The organism is Microcoleus sp. MON2_D5 (assembly GCF_036701905.1).
Taxonomy (GTDB): Bacteria; Cyanobacteriota; Cyanobacteriia; order Cyanobacteriales; family Microcoleaceae; genus Microcoleus.
In genome coordinates this window covers 28,708-55,025 of record NZ_JAUBRM010000020.1, presented here as the reverse complement: position 1 = coordinate 55,025, position 26,318 = coordinate 28,708, and the positions used below count along the sequence as shown (strand labels likewise).

Annotated in this window: 18 protein-coding genes; 10 read left to right on the top strand and 8 right to left on the bottom strand. The window is 45.8% G+C overall.

The annotated features are described in order from the left end of the window. Window positions 1-10 precede the first annotated feature (10 nt). Complete coding sequence (locus tag QUA47_RS09725) at window positions 11-3,124, top strand: efflux RND transporter permease subunit (RefSeq protein ID WP_333430604.1); 3,114 nt, start codon at window positions 11-13, stop codon at window positions 3,122-3,124. 39 nt (window positions 3,125-3,163) lie between these two features. After that, on the top strand, window positions 3,164-3,643 hold the full coding sequence (locus QUA47_RS09720) for a hypothetical protein (RefSeq protein WP_333430603.1): 480 nt from the start codon (window positions 3,164-3,166) through the stop codon (window positions 3,641-3,643). Between the two features lie 106 nt (window positions 3,644-3,749). Here the strand turns inward: QUA47_RS09720 and QUA47_RS09715 are convergent, their stop codons facing one another. The 3 genes from QUA47_RS09715 to QUA47_RS09705 all read right to left on the bottom strand — a co-directional run bounded on the left by QUA47_RS09715 (window position 3,750) and on the right by QUA47_RS09705 (window position 6,974). After that, on the bottom strand, window positions 3,750-4,703 hold the full coding sequence (locus QUA47_RS09715) for an FTR1 family protein (RefSeq protein ID WP_333406880.1): 954 nt from the start codon (window positions 4,701-4,703) through the stop codon (window positions 3,750-3,752). Window positions 4,704-4,780: 77 nt separating this feature from the next. Continuing rightward, the gene (locus QUA47_RS09710; protein WP_333430602.1) at window positions 4,781-5,809 is read right to left on the bottom strand and encodes a helix-hairpin-helix domain-containing protein; all 1,029 of its coding nucleotides are present in this window, start codon (window positions 5,807-5,809) and stop codon (window positions 4,781-4,783) included. A gap of 160 nt (window positions 5,810-5,969) precedes the next feature. Next, window positions 5,970-6,974 carry a multicopper oxidase domain-containing protein gene (locus QUA47_RS09705; RefSeq protein WP_333430601.1) on the bottom strand — a complete coding sequence of 335 codons (1,005 nt, stop codon included), beginning with the start codon at window positions 6,972-6,974 and terminating at the stop codon, window positions 5,970-5,972. A 206-nt stretch (window positions 6,975-7,180) separates the two neighbouring features. Here QUA47_RS09705 and rppA point away from each other — a divergent pair, with 206 nt between their 5' ends. The 5 genes from rppA to rpmB all read left to right on the top strand — a co-directional run bounded on the left by rppA (window position 7,181) and on the right by rpmB (window position 12,490). After that, complete coding sequence (gene rppA / locus QUA47_RS09700) at window positions 7,181-7,870, top strand: two-component system response regulator RppA (protein ID WP_333430600.1); 690 nt, start codon at window positions 7,181-7,183, stop codon at window positions 7,868-7,870. A 208-nt stretch (window positions 7,871-8,078) separates the two neighbouring features. Beyond that, window positions 8,079-8,303 carry a hypothetical protein gene (locus QUA47_RS09695; RefSeq protein WP_333216287.1) on the top strand — a complete coding sequence of 75 codons (225 nt, stop codon included), beginning with the start codon at window positions 8,079-8,081 and terminating at the stop codon, window positions 8,301-8,303. Window positions 8,304-8,495: 192 nt separating this feature from the next. After that, on the top strand, window positions 8,496-9,827 hold the full coding sequence (gene rppB / locus QUA47_RS09690) for a two-component system sensor histidine kinase RppB (protein WP_333430599.1): 1,332 nt from the start codon (window positions 8,496-8,498) through the stop codon (window positions 9,825-9,827). Between the two features lie 266 nt (window positions 9,828-10,093). Beyond that, window positions 10,094-12,082 (top strand): molecular chaperone HtpG, encoded by a 1,989-nt coding sequence (gene htpG / locus QUA47_RS09685; protein WP_333430598.1) that lies wholly within the window; start codon window positions 10,094-10,096, stop codon window positions 12,080-12,082. A gap of 171 nt (window positions 12,083-12,253) precedes the next feature. Then, on the top strand, window positions 12,254-12,490 hold the full coding sequence (gene rpmB / locus QUA47_RS09680; RefSeq protein WP_015177569.1) for a 50S ribosomal protein L28: 237 nt from the start codon (window positions 12,254-12,256) through the stop codon (window positions 12,488-12,490). Window positions 12,491-12,574: 84 nt separating this feature from the next. On the opposite strand, the gene QUA47_RS09675 is transcribed toward rpmB, so the two are convergent. From QUA47_RS09675 to proS, 3 genes are all read right to left on the bottom strand, one after another. After that, the gene (locus tag QUA47_RS09675; protein WP_333430597.1) at window positions 12,575-14,635 is read right to left on the bottom strand and encodes an adenylate/guanylate cyclase domain-containing protein; all 2,061 of its coding nucleotides are present in this window, start codon (window positions 14,633-14,635) and stop codon (window positions 12,575-12,577) included. A 115-nt stretch (window positions 14,636-14,750) separates the two neighbouring features. Then, on the bottom strand, window positions 14,751-17,723 hold the full coding sequence (locus tag QUA47_RS09670; protein WP_333430596.1) for an adenylate/guanylate cyclase domain-containing protein: 2,973 nt from the start codon (window positions 17,721-17,723) through the stop codon (window positions 14,751-14,753). A 358-nt stretch (window positions 17,724-18,081) separates the two neighbouring features. Then, entirely contained in the window at window positions 18,082-19,887 is a 1,806-nt protein-coding gene (gene proS, locus QUA47_RS09665; RefSeq protein WP_333430595.1) for a proline--tRNA ligase, read from the bottom strand. Between the two features lie 85 nt (window positions 19,888-19,972). Here proS and QUA47_RS09660 point away from each other — a divergent pair, with 85 nt between their 5' ends. Both QUA47_RS09660 and QUA47_RS09655 read left to right on the top strand, forming a co-directional pair. Next, window positions 19,973-20,278 (top strand): hypothetical protein, encoded by a 306-nt coding sequence (locus QUA47_RS09660; protein ID WP_333430594.1) that lies wholly within the window; start codon window positions 19,973-19,975, stop codon window positions 20,276-20,278. A gap of 515 nt (window positions 20,279-20,793) precedes the next feature. After that, entirely contained in the window at window positions 20,794-23,925 is a 3,132-nt protein-coding gene (locus tag QUA47_RS09655; protein ID WP_333430593.1) for an MFS transporter, read from the top strand. An 86-nt stretch (window positions 23,926-24,011) separates the two neighbouring features. On the opposite strand, the gene QUA47_RS09650 is transcribed toward QUA47_RS09655, so the two are convergent. After that, window positions 24,012-24,599 (bottom strand): Uma2 family endonuclease, encoded by a 588-nt coding sequence (locus tag QUA47_RS09650; protein ID WP_172186032.1) that lies wholly within the window; start codon window positions 24,597-24,599, stop codon window positions 24,012-24,014. A gap of 286 nt (window positions 24,600-24,885) precedes the next feature. Between QUA47_RS09650 and QUA47_RS09645 the strand changes: the two genes are divergently transcribed. Continuing rightward, the gene (locus tag QUA47_RS09645; protein ID WP_242724798.1) at window positions 24,886-25,365 is read left to right on the top strand and encodes an orange carotenoid protein N-terminal domain-containing protein; all 480 of its coding nucleotides are present in this window, start codon (window positions 24,886-24,888) and stop codon (window positions 25,363-25,365) included. 224 nt (window positions 25,366-25,589) lie between these two features. Here the strand turns inward: QUA47_RS09645 and QUA47_RS09640 are convergent, their stop codons facing one another. Next, window positions 25,590-26,264 (bottom strand): acetoacetate decarboxylase family protein, encoded by a 675-nt coding sequence (locus tag QUA47_RS09640; RefSeq protein WP_333430592.1) that lies wholly within the window; start codon window positions 26,262-26,264, stop codon window positions 25,590-25,592. Between the last annotated feature and the right edge of the window lie 54 nt (window positions 26,265-26,318).

Genomic DNA, 26,318 nt, shown 5'->3' with positions numbered 1-26,318 from the left:
AAATTATTAAATGTTCAGCACAATTCTCAGATGGGTAATTAACCGTCGCTGGCTAGTCGTTGTCGCCACCATTATTGTTAGTCTGTGGACATTTTCTATCATCCCCCAAATGTCGCTTGATGTCTTCCCTCCTTTTGCACCCCCGCAAGTCGAAATTCAAACCGAAGCACCGGGTCTCGCACCGGAAGAAATCGAGTCTTTGGTAACACTACCGATCGAAAGTGCAATTAACGGAACTCCTGGGGTAACAGCAGTGCGATCGTCTTCGGCTGTGGGCCTTTCTGCGGTTAAGGTAATCTTTGATTGGGGAACTGAAATTTATCAAGCGCGGCAGTTGATAACAGAACGGTTGCAGCAAGCGCAAAGCAAACTCCCCGCCGGAGTAGAAACACCGCAAATTTCTCCGACGACTTCTCCTGTCGGCACTGTTATTACCTATGCTTTTACATCAGAAACTACTCCTTTGATGGAAGTGCGCCGTCTAGTTGATTGGCAAGTCACAAATCGGCTTTTGGCAGTGACTGGGGTTGCTCAAGTCGTGGCTTACGGCGGCGAAGAAAGGCAGTATCAAGTATTAGTAGAACCTGCAAAGTTGAAAGCTTTTAATGTGTCCTTGCAGCAAGTTGCCGAAGCGGCGGCGGCTGCGAATGTTAACGCGCCGGGGGGGTATTTAATTACGCCGGATCGAGAAACTTTAATCCGGGGGGTGGGGCGGATTGAGTCTGTGGAAGATTTGCAGCAATCGGCGATCGACTCTCGCCACGGAACGCCCGTCAGAATTGGTGATGTGGCTGATGTCAAGATTGGTGCTGCTATCAAGCGGGGCGATGGCAGTTTTAACGGCAAAAAAGCTGTGATTGTGATGGTAAACAGACAGCCAGTTGCTGATACTCCGACGGTAACGAAAGCGGTTGAGGCAGCAATGGCTGAGGTGCAGCAAGCTCTGCCAAAAGATATTAAAGTTACTGTGACTTTCCGACAGGAAGAATATATTAATTCCTCGGTGGAGAATGTGCGATCGGCTTTAGTTGAAGGCAGTATTATCGTCACCCTTATTCTCATCCCGTTTTTGATGAATTGGCGCACTCTGGCGGTTGTTTTGCTGGATTTCTTTCTGACTTGGCTGTTGGCGCTGCTGGCGATGTATTGGCTGGGGCTGGGGCTGAATACGATGACTTTGGGGGGTTTGTCGGTGGCGATCGGCACTGCGATCGACGATGCGATCGTTTATGCGGAAAATACCTACCGCAATTTGAGAGAAAATACGTCTTCTCTGCATCCGCGCCCGGTGATGGATGTGATTTTTGACGGCAGTCAAGAGGTGCGCGATTCGTTAATTGGAGCGACTGTTATTGGGATTGTGGTGTTTTCGCCAATTTTTACTTTGCCCGGTGTAGAAGGTCGGATTTTTACGCCTATGGGGATTACTTATTTGGTAGTTGTTGTGATTTCTAGTCTGGAGTCGCTGTTAATATCTCCGGCCCTTTGCGCTATCTTGTTGCCTACCAAACGCATGAGTGCTGCGGAACCTTGGCTGCCAAGAATTTGCAAGAAAATATATCATTTTTTTATACAATTGTCAATGCGCTATTCGGGAATTATTTTAGCTTTAGCGGCTGCTAGCATGGTGGCGGCATTAATTATTTTGCCTTCCTTTGGACGGGTGTTTTTGCCGGAGTTTCAGGAGCAAACTTTGGTGAATACTATTCTGCTTTATCCGGGGGTGTCTTTGGAGACAACAGATAGCGCGGCTTTTGCTATTGAAGATGCACTTAAGGATGATACCAGGTTTGAATACGTGCAAGTGCGATCGGGCAGATCTCCGGGTGATGCTGATGCTGCGGGAGTCAATTTAGCTCACATCGATATCGGTTTGAGCGAGGCAGGGATGAAAAACAGGCCGAAAACTTTGGAGTCGCTGCGGCAGGAATTTGCTAAATTGCCGGGAGTTGCACCAAATATCGGGGGTTTTATTTCTCACCGGATGGATGAGGTTTTATCTGGTGTCAGAAGTCAGATTGCTGTCAAAATCTTTGGCCCGGATTTGGAGCAACTACGCAGCATCGGTGCCAAAGTTGAAGAGCAAATGAAAACAGTTGAGGGAATTGTGGATTTGCAACTCGAACCGCAGGTGCCAGTGCAACAAATTCAAATTAAGTTTAACCGTCAAGCGGCGGGTAGATACGGTTTGAAAATCGGAGAGCTTTCTGAAATAATTGAGACAGCTTTAAACGGCAAAGTTGTTTCTCAAGTTTTGGAGGTGCAGCAAACTTTTGACTTAGTGGTTTGGTTGCAGCCTGAAGCCAGAAACAACCTAGAAACTATTCAGAATTTGTTGGTTGATACTCCAAGCGGCAACAAGATTCCCCTCGCCCAAGTTGCGACTGTTAAATACGGTACGGGGCCCAATACGATTAACCGCGAGAATGTTTCCCGGTTGATTGTGGCGGCTGCTAATGCTAAAGGTAGGGATTTGCGATCGGTTGTGAATGAAATTCAAGCTAAAGTTAAACGAGAGGTGCAGTTGCCTTTTGGCTATTTTATCCAGTACGGCGGTCAATTTGAAGCCGAACAAAGGGCTTCGCAAAATATTATGATATTTAGCGCGATCGCCTTTTTGGTAATTACAGTATTGATGTACTTGTCCGTCAAGTCTATCGCTTCAACTGCTATGATTATGATTAATTTGCCGATCGGATTAGTGGGAGGAGTAATTGCGGTAGCTTTGACGGGCGGCATCGTCTCTGTAGCTTCCCTGGTTGGCTTTGTCACATTATTCGGCGTTGCTACCCGTAACGGCTTGCTTTTAGTAGACAACTACAACACTAAATTTGCTGAGGGAATGCCTTTTAAGGAAGCAATTATTAAAGGCTCGATGGAACGGCTCAACGCCATCTTGATGACCGCTTTAACTTCAGCTTTGGGTTTAGCACCTTTAGTCTTAGAAGGCGGGGCGGGCAAGGAAATTTTGCAACCGCTGTCAGTAGTAGTTTTAGGAGGATTATTTACTTCTACAGCCTTAACTCTGTTAGTTTTGCCAGCTTTGTATGATCAATTTGGGAAAATTTTACTACCTCAAGAACCTCAGGCAGTTATTGAAGAGGGGAAGAGAGTTAATGTGTGATATTTTCTAATTAGTGTCAGTCAGCAAGGAGTCAAACCAATGAAATCGCTCAAATCAAATTTAATTGTTCTAGGTAGTGTAGGATTGTTATTTTTGGTAGCCTGTAATAAAGGCGACCAAGCAAGCGATACAAATACCAGTCCAGCCTCCTCTCCTGTCGCCTCTCAACCTGCATCTTCGGCTCCCGCCACTGCTCCTGCAACAGCAACTCAAGGGGGGCAAGTTGTAAAGTCTGGAGCTTACTATTTAGAGTTTGTACCTGAAAAAGAAGCTACCGGAACTCATTTAGATGTTTTTTTGCAAAAAGGGGAGAAAAAGGAAGCAGTTCCTAACGCCAAAGTGACGGCTCAAGTGCAGTTGCCGAATGGAAAGCAGCAAACCCTAGCTCTCAAGTATGATGCTGAGGGCAAACATTACGCTGTGGTGTTTCCCGGCAAAGATGTAGGAAGTTATCCTGTGAAAGTGACTGCGGATATTAACGGAGAAAAAGTTGACGGTCGTTTTACCTTCAATCAATAGATAGCTGATTTCCTAATGCGCTCTAACTTATGGGCGCATTAGTTATTAGCAACAAACAACTGCCTCGTGCATTTCCACTAAAAAGCCGATCGTATTTCGATCGCACTTAATTTCCTATTTCGTTACCTGAGTTTTTTTTGAACGGGAAAAACACTCGACCTGCCAAACTTTGAAAGTAAATGCCGCCGACGGTAATTAAAAAGACGAAATAAGCGATCGCCTGCACGACATAGAGCTTATCCGTGTAGCCAAACAGCGCACTCAACAACAAACCTGGAAACTTGTCTTCGGGAAGCAGTTGCGAGGTATTCCAGACCATCGGCCCGAGAATGCAAGAGTGGATTTTAGTAAATCTTTCGTAATAGAAACACAGTGCTGCTGATTCGCGATTTGTTTGCGATAAAATATTCATCCCGCTGTCAAAAAGTCCCAAAGTAGATACCACTAAGCCTGCTACAATGAAGAGCAATAAAATGCCCATATATTTGAAAAACAGGCGGATATTAATTTTGACTCCCCATTTAAACAGCAGGACACCAAGTCCGGTGGCTGAGAGAATGCCGCCCAAAGCGCCGAGGGCTGGAATAATGCCTTGTTGAAACTTGGCGACGACAAACAAAACAGTTTCAAACCCTTCGCGCAAAACAGCAATAAAAACTAAACTAAATACGCCCCAACCGGCATGAGAGTTTTGCGTTAAAGCAGCACTTACAGCGCCTTCAACTTCGGCTTTCATAAATCGCGCTTGCTTGGTCATCCAAATCAGCATCCAGCTCAGCATTGCGATCGCTATCAGCCCAAAGATTGCTTCTAGCAGCAATTCCATAATCGGTGCAAAAGGCTGATTGGATGCGGACAAAATTTGCATCGTCCAGACCAACAGTACACCTATCAAAGCGCTGGCAATAAGTCCAAGCCCAACACCCCCAAAAACCCAAGGGCTTAAATAGCTTTGTCCCGACTTTTTGAGGCAAGCGAGAACGATTCCGACAACTAAGGCGGCTTCGACTCCTTCGCGGAGAGTAATTACAAATGTGGGCAATGCTTCGCTAAAATTCATCTTTTTAGTTGAGGTAATATCGGGAGGTAATTGGTATTTTTTTTACCAATTACCGTTGGCGGTTTCAGTTAACTTTTTTAAGAGGCTGGTTTGAGAACTTTTTGGCTGTCGTTCTCGATCGCTTTAACTAGCTGGTTGACTTGTTCCGTGGTTTTTACGGGGGCTGCTGGCGCGATCGCAGTTGGCCAATTTGCCTTAAGTTCATTCATGTTGGCAACAATTGCTTTGTCGGTTTCGGGGCTAGTTTTAGCCACTTGCTCGGCGATATCTTTGTACAGACTTTCCGCGTACATGACAAAACCCCGCGAATCTTGGTATTCAATAATTGCGGAAATTTTGCCGTTAGCAACTGCCGCTCCGTATTCGGAATTAGCTGTATCCAACAAGCCGTTAATCACTTGCAGCACGAATTTCGGATCTTTTCGCTGCGTTTCGGGAAGGGCGGCAATTGCTCCATCAACTGCTTGCATTGATGTGGTAAATTCCGCCTTCACTTGAGCCGGATCTTTTGCACCCGCTTTAACTAAATCCTGCAATTTAATTAAAGTAGCCTTAAATTCAGGAATTTTACGCTCGTTTAGCTGATCTTCCACATCGGCATAAATTTCTTCGACTGGATGCCCGATGTGCGGTTCTGCCTGGTCGGGTTTGCCTTGATCCAAGAGTTCTTGGGCTACGAAAAGATGCCCTTTCATCAAGCCAAGTTTAGTCATGTAATCTACATCTTTGGGTTCGCCTGTCAGCACCACATTTTCAATAGTTACCAAGTCTTTGATTTGGTCGAATTGCGCTTGAGTAATGACATTTTTTGAAACCAATTCTTCGACTTTTCCGTAAGGGCGGCTGGCTTGAATTTTGTTAGAAAGTGCCGGCACTCCTAACTTGGCTTCGAGTTTATCTAACTCTGAAAGAATGGCAGTATTGATGTTGATGCCGCCTTTGCCGCCGTGATGCCCGCTGTGACCGCTTGTGGATGCGGGACTGGCTGTGGCAGCGGGTGAGGGTGTGCTGTCGGTGTTGCTGGCTGTGGGGGAAGCGCAACCAGCAAGAGCAACGAGGATGGCTGTAGCAGTGACTGTAGGTAATAAACGAAATGTGGATAACATGGCAGTTGCTAATTTTTACGTTATGTGCATTTGGTCTCACAAGTTATTAAGAATAATTCTCAATTATTTGCGAGCTATTCATTCTACCTATTTGCGATCGAGCTTGTCAAATAATTTCATACTTTATTTGAATCGGCGCACCCTGGTAGCAGGATGTGGTTTAAGTGATGACTTCAAATACACCCATGCAGCCAGCTTCGGCGATCGCATCTTGATGGGGATGAAACATAAATTTTCCAGCGTAGCCGTAGGTAAATTCTAAAATATGCCGTTCAGCTACTCCCATTGTGATTACATCGGTTCTTTCACTGGGAGTCAAAGTCATTCCCGTGCGATATACGTCAAAAAAGTTGGCGTGCAGGTGAAAAGTCACTGCCGCTTCGTACTCAATCAGGTTGAGAACGTACAGCCGGATTAGCTGATTTCGGTAAATAGGTATCGGGTTGTTCATGTAATAATTGGGCAACCCGTTAAAAGCGTAAAGTTCGTTTTTTTTGTCGTCGTTTACGTCATATCCCCCCATGATTAACAGGATTTCATCGGCGGGAGGACGAGGTTTTGGTGGATCGATGATGAACATTCCATAGAGTCCTTTACCTATATGGCGAGTTACGGGCTCAATATGGCAGTGATATAGATGCACTCCGTAGGGATTGGCATCGAATTCATAAATAAATACCGAACCGTGTTTCACTGGTTTAACGCCATCCATTTCGCTGGTATGAACGCCGTGAAAGTGCAGCGAATGAGAATCTCCGGCTTTGTTATAAAAAATGACGCGGATACGATCGCCCTCTGTTGCCCTTAATGTCGGCCCCGGCACGCGATTGTTGACGTTCCAGGTGTTGAAAGTGACCGCGCTGTTAAGTTGGACGATCGAAGTATTAGCTTCCAGGCGAAACTCGCGTACCGTGCGCCCGTTTTCGCGCGTCACCGTGCCGTAATCAAAATCCCGCGCAATTTGCATCGGGTTGATATTGCTGACGGTGAGTGCATCTGCGGGGATGGGCGGTATTCTCGCGGCTGATGTCGGTTTGCGAGTCAAATTTTGAAGTGCGATCGCGCCGCCCGCTACCCCAGCCCCAGCTATTCCTAGCTGTAGCAGTTGGCGGCGACTCCAGCGCCCACCCTTTTTAATGGCGGGACGATCGGATAAATCTGTCATACTTATTGAAAATTTTTCTCAAAAATTCACTGGTACTTGATTATAAGACATTACCAGCTTGTTGTCAATCATTGTCAACAGTTCTCTTTTTCTGCGAATTCAGAATATTTCATGCTGATTTCATCTCAGTATGTGAGCTTAAATGTTGGGGTAGATGCTGCCGATCGCTAACAATGTATAAGGATTTAGCGCTATAAATTAGAGTTATGAGAGTTTTGCTAGTTGAAGATGAGCCAGATTTAGGGAAAGCGATCGACCGCACTTTAAAGCAGGAAAAATATATAGTTGATTGGGCCCTAGATGGCAATGAAGCTTGGGAATATTTAGACAGTCACTGGACGCAATATAACCTGGCTATTTTTGACTGGTTGCTACCAGGATTGTCAGGGTTGGAACTGCTGCGGAGATTGCGTGCTAAAAATAGCGCTCTGCCCGTTTTGATGCTAACAGCCAAAGACCGAATGGAAGATAAAGTTGCCGGACTAGATGCCGGGGCTGACGATTATTTAGTTAAACCGTTTGGGATGGCGGAACTGTTAGCAAGATTGCGGGCTTTGCAAAGGCGCGCGCCCCAAATTCAACCGCAACAGCTACAAGTAGGAAATCTGGTTTTGGACTGCGGGAATCGAACTGTGTGGCATCTCGCTCGAAGTGGCAACAGCCAGATAATTGCTTTAACAAACAAAGAGTTTCAACTGCTAGAATACTTGATGAAACATCCCAACCAAATTATCACCACTGACCAAATTCGGAATCAGCTATGGGAGGCGAGTGCAGATACCTTTAGCAATGTGGTAGCAGCTCAAGTGCGCTTGCTGCGGCGCAAACTTGAGTCGGTAGGCGGCGCGAATTTAATTGAAACCGTTCACGGCGTCGGATACCGCATGAGAAATTAAAGCTGTAGGGACAACGGCGGGCGGATTATATCTCGTTTCCAGTATCTGGCTATAATCCAATACGGTTCAGATAAGACCCTCATGGAGACAAAACTCTGTGAAAAACAGATACTGCGATTGCTTCGTTATTCGCTCGCAATGACAAAAAAACATTAACTGAACCGTATTGGGCTATAATCTAGAAAACTCGATCGTAAAAATGACTGCTATGAAAGATTTAATCCAACAAGAGTTAGAAAATCTCGATCTAGAACAACTAAAACAAGTATTTGAATTTATTGCCTTCCTAAAATTCCGTGCCAGATTAGCTACTATTGCAGCAATCGATGAAACTAACTTAGCTGCACTCTACGGCGAATTTGCCGAAGAAGACCGACAACTTGCGGAACTCGGAATAAGCGAATATGCAGAACTCCTAAAACATGAAAATTAACTGGTTTCCAGGCTCTGCCTGGAAACCGATTTACCGAGGATCTGCCTCGAAGAGATTCCCTGAAAATTGGAGGCAGAGGCTCTGGATATGAGTTACCAGGCAGAGCCTGGCAACGAGTAAAATGAGTAAAATTTAACTTTGTGGAACAGGCATCTTGCCTGTTCTTAACAATTATATAAAATCTAAGTTTAAATGAATCAAAATAAACTATTTAATCGAACTCGCTGGCAATTAGCCATTTCCTATGCGGCTGTAATGGGTTTGATTTTAAGCTTGTTGGGATTTGGCGTATACAAGGCGATCGCCCACGCTCACTGGGTAGCCATAGACCGGGAATTAGAATCCGTAGCGGGGACGCTACACGACAGCCTAGAACTCAAATTGCAGCAGCCCGGACGCTTGGAGCCAATAGTAAACGAACTTTTGCCCAACCTCCGCCTAATTGGAGTTAAAGGCATTAAAGAACAGTTGCCAACCCGCCATATTTTAAGCGCTATCAACCAAGGCTATTACTATATTCGTTTATTTGATTATTCCGGGAAATTAATTGCTACAGCAGGCGCTTATCCCGAAGAATTACCCCCAGAATTTAACTCCCAATACTGGCAAACAATAACTGACAACAAAGGCAATGTTTACCACCAAATTTCTGTAGCGCTACACACCCAAACACAGCAAGATTGGGGATATTTTCAAGTTGGGCGCAGCCTGCAAGACTTCAATGATTATCTCAGTACAGTGAAATGGGTTTTGAAATTAGGATTGCCTACAGCATTGATTTTGATAGGCTTTGCTAGTTGGTTGTTGGCAGGATTGGCCATGAAACCGATTTATTCTTCCTACCGACAAATCCAACAGTTTACAGCGGATGCCGCCCACGAATTGCGGACGCCTTTAGCGGCTTCGCAGGCGACTGTAGAATCGGCGCTGTTGACGCCTCAATTAGATGAAAAAGAAGCGCGGGAAATTTTGCGGACGATCGATCGCCAAAACCGACGATTGACTCAGTTAGTTGCTGATTTGCTGCTGCTGGCTCGCATGGATAATCAAGCGATACGCGATCGCCCTCAATTGTGTTGTTTGAATGACTTGGTGAGCGATTTAGTCGAGGAATTGGCTGCAATGGCGATCGCTTCTAAGGTAGCGTTAACATCCGAAGTGCGAGTGCAGCAGCAATTAAATGTTGTTGGCAATTCCGACCAACTTTATCGCTTAGTTGCTAATTTAATTGTTAATGCCATTCAATACACTCCGGCGGGCGGGAAAGTAACAGTTATTTTAGATTGCAGCCACCAAGAGGCGATCGTTCAGGTTCAAGATACCGGTATTGGGATGGCGGCGGCAGATTTAGAGCGAATATTCGATCGATTTTACCGAGTCAACAGCGATCGATCGCGCCATACCGGCGGTTCGGGACTGGGATTGGCGATCGCCCAAACCATAGCCCGCGCCCACCGCGGCAGCCTCAGCGCCCGCAGCGAATTGGGTTCCGGCAGCACCTTTCTCCTGCAGTTACCTTTGTGAGCTACTATGTGAGGGAAACTGACATCTTGCACGATCTTCGCTTAACAGGTCTTTCTGGCCTGTTCCACAAAAAGTGAATTATCTTGTGGGGAGTAGGAGTTGGGATTTTCTAGCCAGCCCGTGAAAGGCTTATTGAGAATTGTCCAAGATGTGGGGAAAACCGAATCATCTTTTTGTGGTAATCCCTTTTGCACAAGAGAACAGGATCGCCGAAAATCATTAAATAGCTATTTCTAAGCAATTAGCAGTCATCAGAGAGAAAAATTATGACAGTTTTAGAACAGGGAACAATCTCAATCCATACCGAAAATATTTTCCCGATTATCAAGAAGTCGCTATACACTGACCACGAAGTCTTCTTGCGGGAACTAATTTCTAACGGCGTCGATGCCATTGCCAAACTCAAAATGGTTTCCCGTTCCGGCGAATACGGCGGCGACATGGGCGAACCGCAAATCAACATAGCGATCGACAAAGAAAACAAAACCCTCTCAATTTCCGATAACGGCATCGGCATGACCGCCGATGAGGTAAAAAAATACATCAACCAAGTCGCTTTCTCCAGCGCAGAAGAATTTATTCAAAAATACCAAGGAAGTGGCGACGACGCAATCATTGGTCACTTCGGCCTAGGTTTCTACTCTTCCTTCATGGTGGCGAAGAAAGTAGACATTGACACCCTTTCTTACCAAGAAGGCTCCCAAGCAGTACACTGGTCTTGCGACGGGTCTCCCGCTTTTGAACTATCAGAATCTTCCCGCACGGAACGCGGCACTACTATTACTCTTACCCTCCAAGACGAAGAACAAGAATATTTAGAACCCACTCGCATTAAGCAGTTAATCAAAACTTACTGCGATTTCATGCCAGTTCCCATCAAATTTGAGGGAGAGGAACTCAACAAGCACAAAGCAATTTGGCGGGACTCAGCCAGCAATTTGCAAAAAGAAGATTACTTGGAACTCTACCGCTACCTTTACCCGTTCCAAGACGAGCCGCTGTTGTGGGTACACCTGAATACAGATTATCCTTTCATTGTCAACGGGATTCTTTACTTCCCCAAACTGCGCCCGGATGTCGATGTTACCCAAGGCAATATTAAGTTATTCTGCAACCAGGTTTTTGTCAGCGACCACTGCGAAGAAATTATCCCGAAATTCTTGATGCCGCTGCGGGGCGTTATTGACAGTACCGACATTCCGCTGAACGTTTCTCGCAGTTCTTTGCAAAGCAATCGCACTGTGCGGAGAATCGCTGATTATATTGCGAAAAAAGTGGGCGATCGCCTGAAAGAACTCTACCGCGACGATCGTGACGAATACATCCGCTGTTGGCAAGATATCGGCACTTTTGTCAAGTTTGGAACTCTCAACGATGACAAGTTCAAAAAGCAAGTCGAAGATATTTTAATCTTCCGCAGCACCTACGAACCAACAGCCGAGAAGCCAGAAACTGTAACGCCCGAAGTTCAGGTGCAAAGTGAGGAAGGAGATTTGTGGCAGGATGTGACTCCGAAGTCGGAAAATTCTAGTTCCACGCAGCCTTACACGACTCTAAAAGAGTATTTGGAACGCAATCAAAAAGGCCACGAAAATCGCGTGTTTTATTGTACCGATCCTGCCTCTCAAGCAACTTACGTGGCAATGCACAAAAGCCAAGGTTTAGAAGTGCTGTTTATGGATTCTTTCATCGACACGCACTTTATCAGCTTCCTGGAACGAGAACACTCAGATGTCAAATTCTCGCGGGTTGATTCCGACATCGACGAAACGCTAATTGACAAAGAAAAAGAAGCGGAAATTGTCGATCCGGCGACGAATAAGACTCGCAGCGAACAAGTTAAAGAGATGTTCCAAAAAGCTCTCAATAAGCCGAAAGTGAACATTCGCACAGAAGCTTTGAAGTCTGACTCTGCGGAGGCGACGCCACCTGCGATCGTACTTTTGCCGGAAGCTTTGCGCCGGATGCGCGACATGACGGCGCTTTTGCAGCAGCAAGCCGCCGAATTCCCCGAAGACCACGTTTTGCTGGTGAATACGTCTCACCCGCTGATTCAAAATCTGGCTAGTTTGAGTCAGGGTGCGATTATTCAAGGCGGCGGGGAGTCTCCGTCAAGTCAGTTGGCGAGTATGATTTGTCACCACGTTTACGACTTGGCTTTGATGGCCCAGAAGGGTTTCGATGCTGAAGGGATGAAGGATTTTGTCGAGCGCTCTAATCAAGTCTTGACAAAATTGACTGAACGTGCAATGTAATTACCCCCCCCAACCCCCCCTTGCTAAGGGGGGGAGTAAGAGTTTATTTCTATTGCTGAGCGGGCGATCGGGTGTTTTTTGTCCCCCTTTAACAAGGGGGGCTAGGGGGGTTCTGCGCTGTTGCTATATAATAAAAGGCTGCACGCAAAAAACGGTAATCTGGAGCGCAATATGTCACGGAAATGTCAGCTAACGGGAAAGAAGGCTAATAACGGTTTTGCAGTTTCTCACTCGCACCACCGCACTCACAAATTGCAAGACGCCAATTTGCAGTGGAAGCGGGTTTGGTGGCCGCAGGAGAAGCGCTGGGTAAGATTGCACCTTTCTACAAAAGCGATTAAAACCTTGCAAAACAAGGGTTTGGAAATCATGGCGAAGGAAGCTGGAATTAACCTGTACAAGCTTTAAAAAACTTGGCTAAATTAAAATGAGGGCGATCGCACACTTGAAAGTGCGATCGCCCTTACTTTTAGACAAAAACCTTTACTAAAGCTATTTTCGGCATTTCAGTAAATAAGTAGTCATCTGCCCTTTGCCTTTAACTTCGATCGCGCCACGGTTTTCAAAGGAATACTTTTCTCGCAACTGCTGATAAGTTGTCTCTGTTACCTGAATACACCCCGGCAAGCCGTGAGATTCCATGCGGGAAGCGGTGTTAACGGTGTCTCCCCACAAATCGTAAATAAATTTTTTAATACCGATGACTCCGGCTACAACCGGGCCTGTGTTGATGCCAATTCTGATGCTGAAAGCTTGGCTGTGGGTATTGCTGAAGTCAATAATTGCTTGCTGCATATCCAAAGCCATTTCTGCGATCGCTTCTGCGTGATCCGGGCGAGGAATGGGGAGGCCTCCAACTACCATGTAAGCGTCGCCAATCGTCTTAATTTTTTCCAATCCGTGCCTTTCTGCTAGGTTGTCAAATGTCGAAAAGATGTCATTCAGCAAGGCAACTAATTGCGTTGGAGAAACTCGCGAACTGAGTTGAGTAAAGCCTACTATGTCCGCAAATAAGACAGTAACATCAGCAAAAGTGTCTGCGATCGTGCTGTCTCCCCGCTTCAACCGATTTGCTATTTCTTCAGGCAAAATATTCAACAGCAAGCGATCGGATTGTTCCTGCTGATATCGCAGTGCTTTTAAAGTATCATTGAGAGCATTAGTCCGTTCTTCTACTCTAAACTCTAACTCGTCATTCAGCTTTACAAGCTGCATTTCAGCCCGCCTGCGGTCTGTGATATCCGTACCGATTGCCAGCATTCCCGCGAAGTTTCCTGCCGCGTCAAACAGCGGTTTATTTGCCCACGATACCCAAACGCGATCGCCGCTGCGCCGGATACTTTCATTTTCATTTCCCGTGTATTGTTCTGGGTTTTGCAAAATATCTCTCAACTTTGCTGCCAAGTCATTTCCTCTTGTATCTCTCTGGGGAATGATGGTTCCCACTGCGTTTTTGCCAATTATCTCTTTTTCATCGTAACCAAAAAAAATCTGTGCGAATTCGTTAAAAAAAGTAATATTTCCTTCCGTATCTAGTTTTAAAATAATGCTGTTAGCATTCTCGACTAATTCCCGATACTTAATTTCGCTTTGCCGCAGCGAATCCTCTGCTGATGCGCGTTCGGCTACAGTGGTGGCCAACAGCAGCGATGTAACTACAATTACGCTCATAAAAGCCTGCAAAAATAAGATTGCCTGATTGATATTTTCGGCTTTTGAAATAAAGGGACCGCCTCCCTGAGAACCGCCCCAAATGGCGATAGTGGAGACAATGAAAGATGCTAAAACAGCCCCCCCCTGGCCGAATTGAATGGTTGCCCAAATTACTAAGGGAAATGGCAAGTATTCGAGGGGATAACCGGAGAGACTACCTTCACTTTTTGAGTTATATACTAGCCAACTGACTGTTACTAATAACAGCAGGCATATTGCGGCACCGATGCGATTTACAATGGTTTGAGAACCTGTAATTGGTGAAGGGCTTGGCGCTTGTTGGCGGTTGTATATAATCAACAGCAGGGGAGTAAAAATTAAAACTCCTAATGTATCTCCGAGATACCAATTCCATCGAATGTGCCAATATTCGCTCCAGTCAACTAAACCAGTTACACAGAGGCGAAGCGTGCCGAGAGTGCAGTTAATTTGAGTGGCAACTACAGCACCGCAGAAAATTAAATTGACTACATCGATCAGCCGATCGAGTGAGGGGCGAAACTTTAGCTGTTGCAGCAAAGTAAAGGCGCATAAAGCTTGTAAACAAGCGCAAAAGGCACTAATCGTTGCAAGTGTTAAGGATACCTTAAGGTTAATAGTCTCGTAAAAAACTACGCCTAAAGCTATTCCCGGCCAAACACGTCGGCCAAATAATAAAATTGCCGCTTGTGCAATTCCTGCGGGTGGCCAGACGCAGGTAGCTAATTTATTTACCCCTGGGATTGAAACTGCTATTTTTGCTGCCAAAGCGTAAGCAAAAGCCAGGGCAGCTACTTTTGCTAAGTCTTGCCAATTTCTAGATTGAGGAAATCGCAGAAACTGATTTTTTTGGGGGTTCATACTGAGTGTTATATTTTTTTAACTAACTATAGCAACCGCGCCCGAAGAGCAAGAAATTATTAATTCTGAAATAGGATTTCTTATATTGCTTCTTCCTTCTTCATTCTTCCTTATGCTATAACTTGATACCTGTAAGAAAATAAGTCTTCATCTGGCTTTTGCCTTTGACTTCGATCGCGCCGCGGTTTTCAAAGAAATACTTTTCTCGCAATCGCTCGTAAGTTGGCTCTGTTACGTGAATACACCCCGGCAAGCCGTGAGATTCCATACGGGAAGCGGTGTTAACGGTGTCTCCCCACAAATCGTAAATAAATTTTTTAATACCGATTACTCCGGCGACAACTGGGCCGCTGTTGATGCCGATTCTGATGCTGAAAGTTTTGTTGTGGGTATTGCTGAAGTCAATCATTGCCTGCTGCATATCCAGGGCCATTTGGGCGATCGCCTCTGCATGATCGCTGCGGGGCATTGGCAATCCTCCTACTACCATGTAAGCGTCGCCAATCGTCTTAATTTTTTCCAATCCGTGCTTTTCTGCTAGGCGATCGAATGTGGAAAAAATATCGTTAAGCAAGGAAACTAATTCGGACGGAGAAATTTGGGAACTAATTTGAGTAAAACCGACTATATCTGCAAATAATACTGTTACTTCGGCAAAAGTATCGGCGATGATGCTTTGGTCTTGTTTTAATCTATCGGCGATCGCTTGCGGTAAAACGTTGAGTAGGAGACGATCGGATTTTTCTTGTTCTAAGCGTAAAGCTGCCTCAGCTTGTTTGCGAGTTGTGATATCTTGAACAGTACCTTCGTAATAAAGCAAATTTCCGTAGGAATCGCGCACGGTATAAGTATTTTCGGAAATCCAAATTATGCTGCCATCTCGGCGGTAAATTTGAGATTCAAAATCCGATACTTTGCCTTGTTGTTCTATTAAGCGGACAACCTCGGCGCGGCGATCGGGGTCAACATAAAGTTGTTGGCTAATATCAGTTAGTGTGCCCACCAATTCCTCGCGTGAACTATAACCGTAAATGCGAAGCAAAGCAGGATTGGCGCTGAGATATTGCCCATCTGGGGTAGTTTGAAAAATGCCGACGATCGCATTTTCAAAAATGCTGCGGTATTTTTCTTCAGCTTGCCGCAGCGCTTCTTCAGCCCGCTGGCGTTCTCGCGCTTCCATTGCGAAAGTTACAGAGTCTGCTAGAGAAACAGCGAAACTTTGTTCTTCAATCGTCCAAGGGCGGGGGATTCCTACGTGTTCCAAACAAATAACTCCTGCTGTTTCTCCGCCTATTTGAATCGGCGTATCTAGCATAGAAGTGATGCCCAAGGGAATTAGGTAAGATTCTGCAAATTCTCTAGTTCTAAAATCTTTTTGCGCGTCAAAGGCAGCAATTGCGCGTTCTTCTCCCAGTGCTTGAAAATAGACAGGATAGTCTGCTGCTGCTAATTCCAAACCGTGTGAGTGCTGGTTGAGAGTGCGATCGAACAAATCCAGGCACTCCATCTTGGATTTAGTGCGATCGTACAGCCATACGCTCGATCGGGCAACTTCCAGAGTACGGCTAGCAGTTTGAGTTATTTGTTGAAGCGCTTTTGTTAAGTCGCCTTGATTCAGCGCTTTATTTTTGGCTAAATCAATTAATGCCGATTTCTGTTTCTGTAGCTGAAGTTCGCTTTGTTTCAGGGCATTTGTCCGCTCTTCAACTCGGATTTCCAGCTTTTCATTCAGCTTTTGCAGCGCTATTTGAGCTTTTCGGCGATCGGTGATATCTGTGCCGATGCAGAGGATTCCCAGGATTTCTCCCGCTGAACCAACCAGCGGTTTATTTGCCCAAGATACCCAAACGCGATCGCCACTGCGCCGGATATTTTCATTTTCATAGCTGGTAAAGCGATCGGGATTTTGTAAAATTTCATTATAAACCAACTCTAAGTTCTTCCCTTCGAGGTCTGTCTGTGGAATAATTGTTCCCAGTGCATTTTTACCAATGATTTCTTCCTGAGTGTAGCCAAAGAATATTTCCGCAAATTCGTTAAAAAAAGTAATATTGCCGTTAGCATCCAATTTCAGAATAATGCTGCTAGCATTTTCCACCAATTCTCGATATTTAATTTCGCTTTCTCGCAGGGAATTTTCTGCCTCGGCGCGTTCAGCTACTGTCGCTGCCAATAAGAGCGAGGTAATTGTAACTACAGCCATAAAAGCTTGCAAAAATAAGATAGCCTGAGTGATATTGTCGGCTTTGGCTATGAACGGCCCCCCTCCCTGAGAACTGCCCATAATTGCGATGCTTGAGACAATGAACGATGCTAGGACAGCGGCTCGTTGACCGAATTGGAGTGCCGACCAAATTATCAAAGGAAACGGCAAATATTCCAGGGGATAACGAGAAATAGAAGCTTCATTTTTCGAGACAAAGACCAGCCAGCTCATCCCTATTAATAATATTAACCATACTGCCCGCCAAATTAGATATCTTTGCTGGCGGTGTGTTTGTCTTTTTAAACGAGCGGCGGTTACTTTAGGGCGAAAAAGTATTAGGATTAAGGGAGTTAAAATTAAAACTCCCATTGTGTCTCCCAACCACCAATCCCATCGAACCGACCAATATTCTGCCCAATCTACTTTGCCCGCTAAATATAGGGAAAACGCGCCAATAGTGCAACTGATTTGAGTACAAATTAGACCGCCAAACAAGATTAAATTAACTACATCTTTCAAGCGCTCGAGAGATGGACGAAACCCCATCCAGCCCAGGGCAGTTACTGTAACAATAGCTTGCAGAATGGCCCCGGCGTTTCCTCCCAGCCAAACCGCGAATATCTGTTCATTTGGGTTAACAAAATTTAGCAGAAATGTACCCAAAATTATGGCAGGCCAGACTTTTCTTCCAAACAATAAAAGTCCAGCTTGTGCAATTCCTGCGGGCGGCCACACCGAGGAAGCGAAGGGACTAACACCTTGAATTGACATTGCTAGCCTCGCCCCCACGGCGTAAGCGACAGCAACGACAGTTACTTGAACTAAGTACCGCCCAATTCGGGATTGAGGGAATCGAAGAAACTGATTTAGGTTCAGATTCATACCGAGTTTTAAGTTTTAGATAATTTCACATCTCAAGGAAGTTCGGCAACGGATTCTGTAACGGATGTAACGGATGTAACGGATGTAATGGATGTCAGGAAGAGGGAAGAAGGAAGAAGGAAGAGGGAAGAGGGGGGAGCATCTCATATTTGTAAAAACACTTCTTGTGGCTTCTTCTTTCTTCCTCTTTCCTCCTGCATTCTGCCTCCTGCCTCCTGTCTCTTGCCTCCAAACTCCAATTTCTAGCTGGAGTGCTTTCAGTGAGATGCTCCCAAAAGGGGAGCTAATGTAGGGTGTACACCGCGCAGATTGCGATCCTAAATCTAGGTGCAGCGCGCACCTTACTGCTTAAAAAGTCTTAGCTGACGGCGGCTTCAATCCACTGTTTCAACGTAGAATTTACTTCATCAATGAGAATTTCGTGGGATTTGTGAGTTGCTCTTTCCACGACTTCAACTTTGCCTGCTTTCAGCGAACGACCCGGAACAATCCGATAGGGAATGCCGATTAAATCGGCATCTTTGAATTTAACTCCGGCCCGTTCGTCGCGGTCATCTAGCAAGGTTTCAATGCCAGATTGGTTGAGTTCTGCGTAGAGTTTTTCGGCGACTTCTACTTGTTGGGCGTCGGAAATATTGGGGATGCTAATGATGGCGTGATACGGGGCGATCGCCACTGGCCAAATTATCCCGTCTTTGTCGTAGGATTGTTCTACGGCCGATTGAGCTAGCCGCGACACGCCGACGCCGTAGCAGCCCATCATAAAGGGCATTTCTTCGCCTTGTTCGCTGGTGTAGGTGGCGCCCATTGCTTGGGAGTATTTTGTGCCTAATTGGAAGATGTGGCCGACTTCGATGCCTCTGGCGCTTTGCAAGGTTTGTTCGGGGTTGTGCACGGCCCGATCGCCCTTTTTGGCTGTTCTGACACCCACAACCGTTGCTGGCAGGGGAAATTCTTTGTTCCAATTGGCCCCGACAACGTGATATCCTGATTCGTTTGAACCGGTGACAAAGTTTGTCAGGTCAACTGCGGTGCGATCGACTAAACGCAAAAACTTAGAGTTTACCTCCTTGCTCCCAGCGATATAATCATCAGCAACATCGGGAGCCATATAACCGAGAGGTAAAGATTTAGCAGCCCATTTCCGCTGAGCTTCCGCATCCGGAACAGTCAAAAATAAAACTGTTTTAGCTTGATAATTGCCCGCTAACTTCGTCAATTCATTCAGCAACTTTACCTGATTCACCTCTTGGTCGCCGCGAATGCTTACCAATACCAAGACTGTAATGCCATTATCGTAAACAGCCTGGTAAAGCACATTTTTGACAACTTGCGTCGGAGAACATTTCAAAAACTTGCAAAGTTTATCAATTGTTTCAGTTCCCGGCGTTTCCCGCTTTTCAAAAGTTGCAAATGGCGACGGTTCCGCATCCGCAGGCATCGAGACAGCCTTTTCCACATTAGCTGCATACTGACCGTCTTCAGTATAAAGAACTTCATCTTCTCCCGCTTCAGCCAACACCATAAACTCTTGGGAACCAGAACCGCCAATTGCTCCCGAATCAGCATCTACGGCTCGGAATTGCAAGCCAGAGCGGCGCAGCATATTGCTATAAGCTTGAGCCATATCCTGATAAGTTTTTTTCAGGCTTTCTTCGTTAGTGTGGAAAGAATAGCCATCTTTCATAATGAATTCGCGACCGCGCATCAACCCGAAACGCGGGCGAATTTCATCGCGAAACTTAGTTTGAATTTGATATAGATGTACAGGCAATTGCCGATAGGAACGAATCATATCTTTAGCAATTGTAGTAATTACTTCTTCGTGCGTTGGGCCCAGTCCCAATTCTCGCTGCTGCCTGTCTGTCATTGCAAACATAATACCTTCAGCTTGAGTATAGGTATCCCAGCGGCCGGATTCCCGCCACAAATCGGCTGGTTGCAATTGCGGGAGGAGGCATTCTTGAGCGCCGGTAGCGTCCATTTCTTCGCGCACAATTTGAGAGACTTTTTTGAGAACTCGCCACATTAATGGGAGGTAAGCGTAAATACCGCTACCGATGCGCCGGATGTATCCGGCACGGAGTAATAGTTTGTGGCTGGGAATTTCTGCTTCTGCCGGGTCTTCACGCAGGGTAACAAAAAGCATTTGAGAGAGTCGCATGGCTGATTTCCTTAAAATACCGGATGATTGTAATCTTAGATTAACTTCTGATATTATCAGACGTGAGCCGGATTTGATTAAATATATGAATAAAATTTGGGCAAACTACGAAAAAGGTATGGCAGTATTTGATAATTGTCACTCTCCTACGGTGCAATCTCAGTGGCGGGCCTTAAAAGATGAAATAGGAGAATTTGTTCGAGAACCTAATTTAAGCGAAATTTGGGATATTGTTCATGCTGCTGGTCGATTGTTTTACAAACTAACCGGAATTCCTTTCAATTTACTGGCCTATCCTACTGTTCGCAAACACAGTCAACGTTTCGAGGAGTACGGCTGTATTCGCAGCATTCGGAACTGTGAGGGTAAATGCTGCGGCAAAAATTCGTAGCCTAGGCGGCGGCGCACCCGATATCATGTTTGTTGAATTGCCTGTAATTAGATTTAGAAACCCTCGATCGCACGCGGCTAATTATCCAGATCGAGCGCTCGGAATTATTAGCTCGTTTTGAGCCTAAAAATCAAACTGAATCCTAAATCGGTAACGCACTATACGATATCTGGGTGCACCGAAGATCACTTTACTACTATTGATAATGGGTGGCGATCGCCCCCCGCCTCAAACTTGCCCCTTTTATGCGAACTCTGCTGCTACCAGTCGCATAAAAACTAATTTCTGACTTTAGACGGATTTATTTTTTACCTTCTGCAGGCATAATAACAATTAAGGATGAGATCACTAGAGAAGTGATTTACGGCTCATCCAAATTTCACTAATAAGGGCTTCCGTAAGATTAAGCCTGACCAAAACAAACCACAATCTAAAGATTACAAAATCCCCTCTAAAGAAAGTTGGGGTCAAGTTTTGCTATGCCTAACTCGGCATAAAAGTGTAGGAGGTAATTTATGTTAGAAAGCGAGTTATTAATGTCGCTGTACAGTCCCAAACTCAGTATTTCCCAAATGCCAGTAGAAATAGATGTGCCATTTGACCACCCCGATATCGGAGGGCTGATGTTTTTAAGCCCTCAGTTTTTCGTGGCATTAATCGCCGGAGTCATTATGGCTTTCGGCTTCCAATTCCTGTTAACAAATTTCTCGATCGCCGCCAAAATCTCAAATTGGGACGAGGCTTTACCCGACGGTGACGATGATGATGAGTCCGAAAGTTTAGGCACTAAAGTTCGGAAAATCGAAGGTTTAGTTGGGGGTTGGATTTTAGTCACCGTTAACCTGGCTTTATTTTTGGCTTGTTTTCTGGCCGTCAAACTAACTTCAATTGCCTCGGTAGACGGAGCGGCAATTATTGGTGTAGTCATTTGGTCGGCGTACTTTTTAACGCTGGTGTGGCTCGGTTCTAGCGCCGTCGGTTCCATGATCGGTTCCTTGATAAAAACTGCTTTTTCAGGGGTTCAAGGTGTCATGGGTACTGCTGGTGCTGCGATCGGCGGCAAGATGGCCAACGACCAAATGGTCAATACTGTAGAGGCATCTGTTGCCGCTGTACGCCGCGAGTTGAGTTCGGCGGTAGACCCGGATAGCATTCGCGAAACACTGCAAGATTATGTGGGTTCTTTGCAGTTACCGAAACTAGATGTTAAGGAAATTCGCGGTCAATTTGAAAAGTTGCTGGGCGATGCAGATATCAAATCTCTTGCGGGAAGCGACCTTCTGAAGAATGTTAACCGCCAGACTTTTGTGGATTTAGTTAAGAGTCGCACAGACTTTTCTGCCGAGGAAATAAATCAAATTTCTGACCAACTCGAAGGCGTTTGGAAGCAAACTTTCGGCAAGCAGCAAGAGCAGAAAGACCCGAATTTCGAGTTGGTTGATTTTCTCAAGTTTGCGGCTCCCGATTTGCTGAAGTCTGACGAACTCAACGCCAAGCTGTCTCAAATTCTGGAAAGTAGGGAAAACAAATCGGAATCCAGCAGCGGCATGAAGCGAGCAATGCAGTTGGGTGTGGGATCTCTTGTGAACACTGTTTTGTCGCGGACAGATTTGTCTGATTTGGATGTTGAAAAAATCACTGGTCAGTTGCAGCAACTGACAGCCAAAGGGACGGAACAAGCTAAATCTTTGGCTTCTAAGGTGGGCGACAAAGTGCCTGCGCTGCCTTTCAATACAGCTAAGGCTGATGTGGAAAACTACTTGATGAATGCCCAACCGTGGCATCTCAACCGGGAGACAATCAAGCAAGAATTTAGGGATGTGATTTACGACCCGGAAGCTTCTCCCGGAGCCGTTTTGCGCCAGTTAGAGCTGTTTAATCCAGATTATTTTGTAGGGATTCTGGGCCGCCGCGAGGGGTTTGCTCCGGAACAGGTGACGGAAATTGCCGAACAGCTTGAAGGTGTCCGCCAAGAAGTGTTGGAAATAGTGCAAGCTGCTGCTGGTGAAGAACAGTCTCAAGATTTGCGGAGCCGGATTGAGAATTATTTGCGATCGACCGGCAAGGAAGAATTGAATCCTGAAGGTATCGAGGGGGATTTCCAAGCGCTTTTGGAAGATCGGGATGCTGGTTTTGAGGCTTTGCGCGATCGCCTTTCCCAATTTAACCGCGATACTTTGGTACAGTTGCTGGGTCAGCGAGAAGATTTCAGTCCAGAGGAAGCCGATCAGTTAATCGGGCGGCTCGAAAGTTCGCGCGATCGCGTGATTTCTAAAGCTCAAGAATTGCAAGAGCAAGCGCAATCGAAAGCGCAAGAATTGCGGCAAAAGGTAGAAGAGTATCTCCGCAATACTAATAAGGAAGAACTCAATCCTGAAGCTATCGAGCGCGAGTTTCAAACCCTGTTAAGCGACCCGGAAGCCGGATTTAAATCGCTGAAAGAACGCTTGTCTCAATTCGACCGCGATACGCTGGTGCAGTTGCTGTCACAGCGCCAAGACCTCAGCGAAGAACAGATAAATCAGGCGATCGACCGGATTGAATCTGTGCGCGATAACATTATCCACGCGCCGCAAATGGTGGCAGATAGAGCTAAGCAACAGTACGAGGAAGTTACTGCAAAAATTGGCGAGTACCTGCGGAATACAAACCTGGAAGAACTCGATCCAGAAGGTATCACTCGGGATTTGACCAAATTGTTTGAAAATCCCAAAGAGGGTGCTTTGGCACTTCGGGATAGACTTTCTCAGGTCGATCGCGAAACTTTAGTCAAGTTGCTGTCGCAGCGGGAAAATTTGAGCGAAGAACAGATCGATCGGACGATCGATCGCGTGCAAGATTCGATTCGCAGCATCGTGAAATCGCCCCGCCGCTTGGCTTCTCGCGCTCAAAAAACAGTCCGGGATTTCCAAGGAAGTTTGGAAAATTACTTGCGGAATACGGACAAGGAAGAACTCAATCCTGAAAGCATCAAACGCGATTTGCAGTTGCTGTTTAGCGAGCCGGGAATGGGGATGCAAAGTTTGGGCGATCGCGTGAAGCACTTCGATCGATCGACTCTGGTAGCATTGCTGTCGCAGCGGGAAGACATCTCGGAAGAGGAAGCTAACAGAATTGCCGACCAAATTGAATCTGTCCGCAACCAAATTGTCGAACAAGTTCAAATGGTTCAGGACAAGTTTCAGTCAGCAATGGATGGTATCTTCGGGAAAATCCGGGATTACCTCAATTCGCTCGATCGACCAGAGCTCAACTACGAAGGCATCAAGCGGGACTTCCGCAAAGTGTTTGACGACCCGCAGGCCGGATTTGACGCGATTAAAGAGCGTTTAGGCGAGTTCGATCGCGGTACTTTAGTTGCCCTGCTGAGTTCTCGTTCCGATATTTCCGAGACTGACGCGCACCGGATTGTTGACCAAATGGAAGGAGCCCGGGACAGCGTTTTATTGCGATCGGAGCGCCTGCAAAATGAAGCCAAAAAACGCATTAAACAGCTCAAGAAAAAGACCAAGCAGCAAGCAGAAGATGCGCGCGAAGCCGCAGCAACTGCTGCTTGGTGGCTGTTCGGTACGGCTCTGACTTCTGTGGTGGTTTCGGCTTTGGCTGGAGCAATAGCAGTCAACGGTATTTCTGGTTTGTTTAGCTAGATTTTCAACGAGTTTGAAATAAAGTTCTCCTGATTCTAGGCTGGCTGTTTGCCAGCCTATTTTCTTTGGAATAATATCAGAGTCCTTCAGGATTCTATAGTTGGCGGAAACACTCTCGATAAATCGAGCGCCAAATCGTGAAAATAAGGCAGATTAACAGACTCGTTGGGCAGAAAAATCAGCGTCCTGCGATAACCAAATTGGCCAGGGGCATTCTGATACGGCTCGCTGTAACATTCCAAGCAAGTTTGTGATAAATTAAATATCCAATAGTTAGAGATTCCGGCTTCAGCATAAAGGGGGAGCTTAACCTGTTTGTCGTAACTCAAAGAAGAATCTGCAATCTCAATCAGCAACAGTATATCCCCTGGACAGGGGTGAGAGGATAGATAGTCGTCAGGGCGATTTTGTACGAGCGAAAAATCAGGTTCAGGTTCGCTGTTTGTCGGTAAAACGATGGGAGATTGACACTGTAAAGTTGCCCGCTCTGCTACTATGGCGCTTAATTCCCGCAATAATCTTCTCAGACAGGTTTCGTGAGCGGTACCTTTAGCTGCCATTTTCACAAGTTCTCCATTAATTAACTCAACTCGATCGTCCTCACCAAAGAACCCCAGTTCTGTCAGGCGGTGATATTCCGCTATGGTGAAGCGTTTTGCAGTTGCGATCGACATAACAGCCACCTCTATACAGGTCTGTTGCGATTATAGGCGATCGTCGATCGGCTAAACAATGCTAATCTGGAACACCGCTCACAACAATCTTGTCAAATTTGCCTCATCCTTTGGTTGCAAATTTCCCAAATTTTGGTGAGTTTACTCGACGAACTTATGTCCGGGATCATATCTGCCTTAAGCAAGATTCTAGCATCACTATTTATTAGGTACTTTAACTAAGTAGCAAAAAAAAAAGTTTTCTAACTAAGAAAGCTGAGCAATACATATTATTTTGGAGGCTTGAATGACATTTACTACTTCCGGTGCTTACGACCAAGGAAAAGCAGATATTCAGAGCTTGAGTGTAGACGACCAATTAGCTTTGCTGTGGTTTGTTTACACTGAAATGGGCAAGTCAATAACGCCAGCGGCTCCCGGTGCTTCCGGTTCCGAAATCGCTCAGGGTTTGTTCGATCAAGTCAAACCGCTGCCCCACGAAGAACAACTACAAGTAATGCGCGACATTGCCTCAAAAGCCAATACTGAAATCAGCCGGATGTACGGCTCAATGAGTCCTGAAACCAAGCTGGCTTTTTGGTATTTTCTAGCATTAGGAATGGACGAAGGAACTATTATACCCATGCCTCCCGACTATGAATTTCCAGAAGCAGGAAAAGCTTTATTAGGAAAGGTTCAGGCGATGGACTTTCAGCAACAAATTGATTTCCTTCGCGGTACAGTTTTAGTAATGGGTGCTGAAGCCGCTCCGGGGGCTGGCATTTAAAAATAGGACTTACGAAAAAAACCCGGTTTCTCGGAGAATATTGGGTGCGGCAACGACGCATTTAGGAAGAAACCCGGTTTTTAGCCGTTTGATGCGTAAGTCCTCAAAAAGATTAGTAAGTAGCTCAAACTAATACGCCACGCCAGAAACCCGGCTTCTTTAAGAAACCGGGTTTCTGGCTGTTCTGTTTTTTTAGGTTGACGGCGAAGCTCCGCACTTTACAGCTAATAACTGAATTCAAGGGATCTGTTTCCCACAACTTCCGGCGCACCGACTGTTAAACGCATATCTTCGCAGGCAACTGTTAGCAAGGGCTGGCCTAAGTTTAAACTGGCAAAAGGACTTTCTTCTGCCACCTCTAATTCGCCTTTAATCAAACCGCTGCGAGACTGTAATCCTCCTTTAAACAACAGCAAATTGCTGCGGTCAGCGCTGAAAACATTTCCGCTAAAAGGCACCGGTAAGGCTAAAGTTTGCTTGCTGTAATTGAGGCTGCACAGTTGACGGTTTTCTTGGCTAACTGTGACGCGGTAGCCTAGGGGTGCGGCCTTTACCGAATCGCTGCCTTCCCAACTAAATTGAGCTAATTCTTTAGGAAGTCCCCAAATTTCCCGTCCGCCGGCTACCGAGTTAGGGTTGTCTACGTAGATATGGGAAATCCAAGCGCCCCATTTTCCTGCATAATTGGCGATCGCGCTAACTACAATTAACTCATTGTACTCCATCACCGAACCCAACCCGTAGGAGGATATATAAATGCCACCTAGGGTTTTTCCTGGCAATAAAGAGACTATTTCTAACTCAGAGGGAACCAAGGGGCGCACTCGTGCCACATCTACCAATTGTAAAGTCTGAACAGCATAACCTTGCAGATTCCAAGGTGCAGGTGGGTATACCATTTTCAGTGATTAAATATCTGAGATTTTATCTTTATTTTAGCTTAGGGTCTCAAA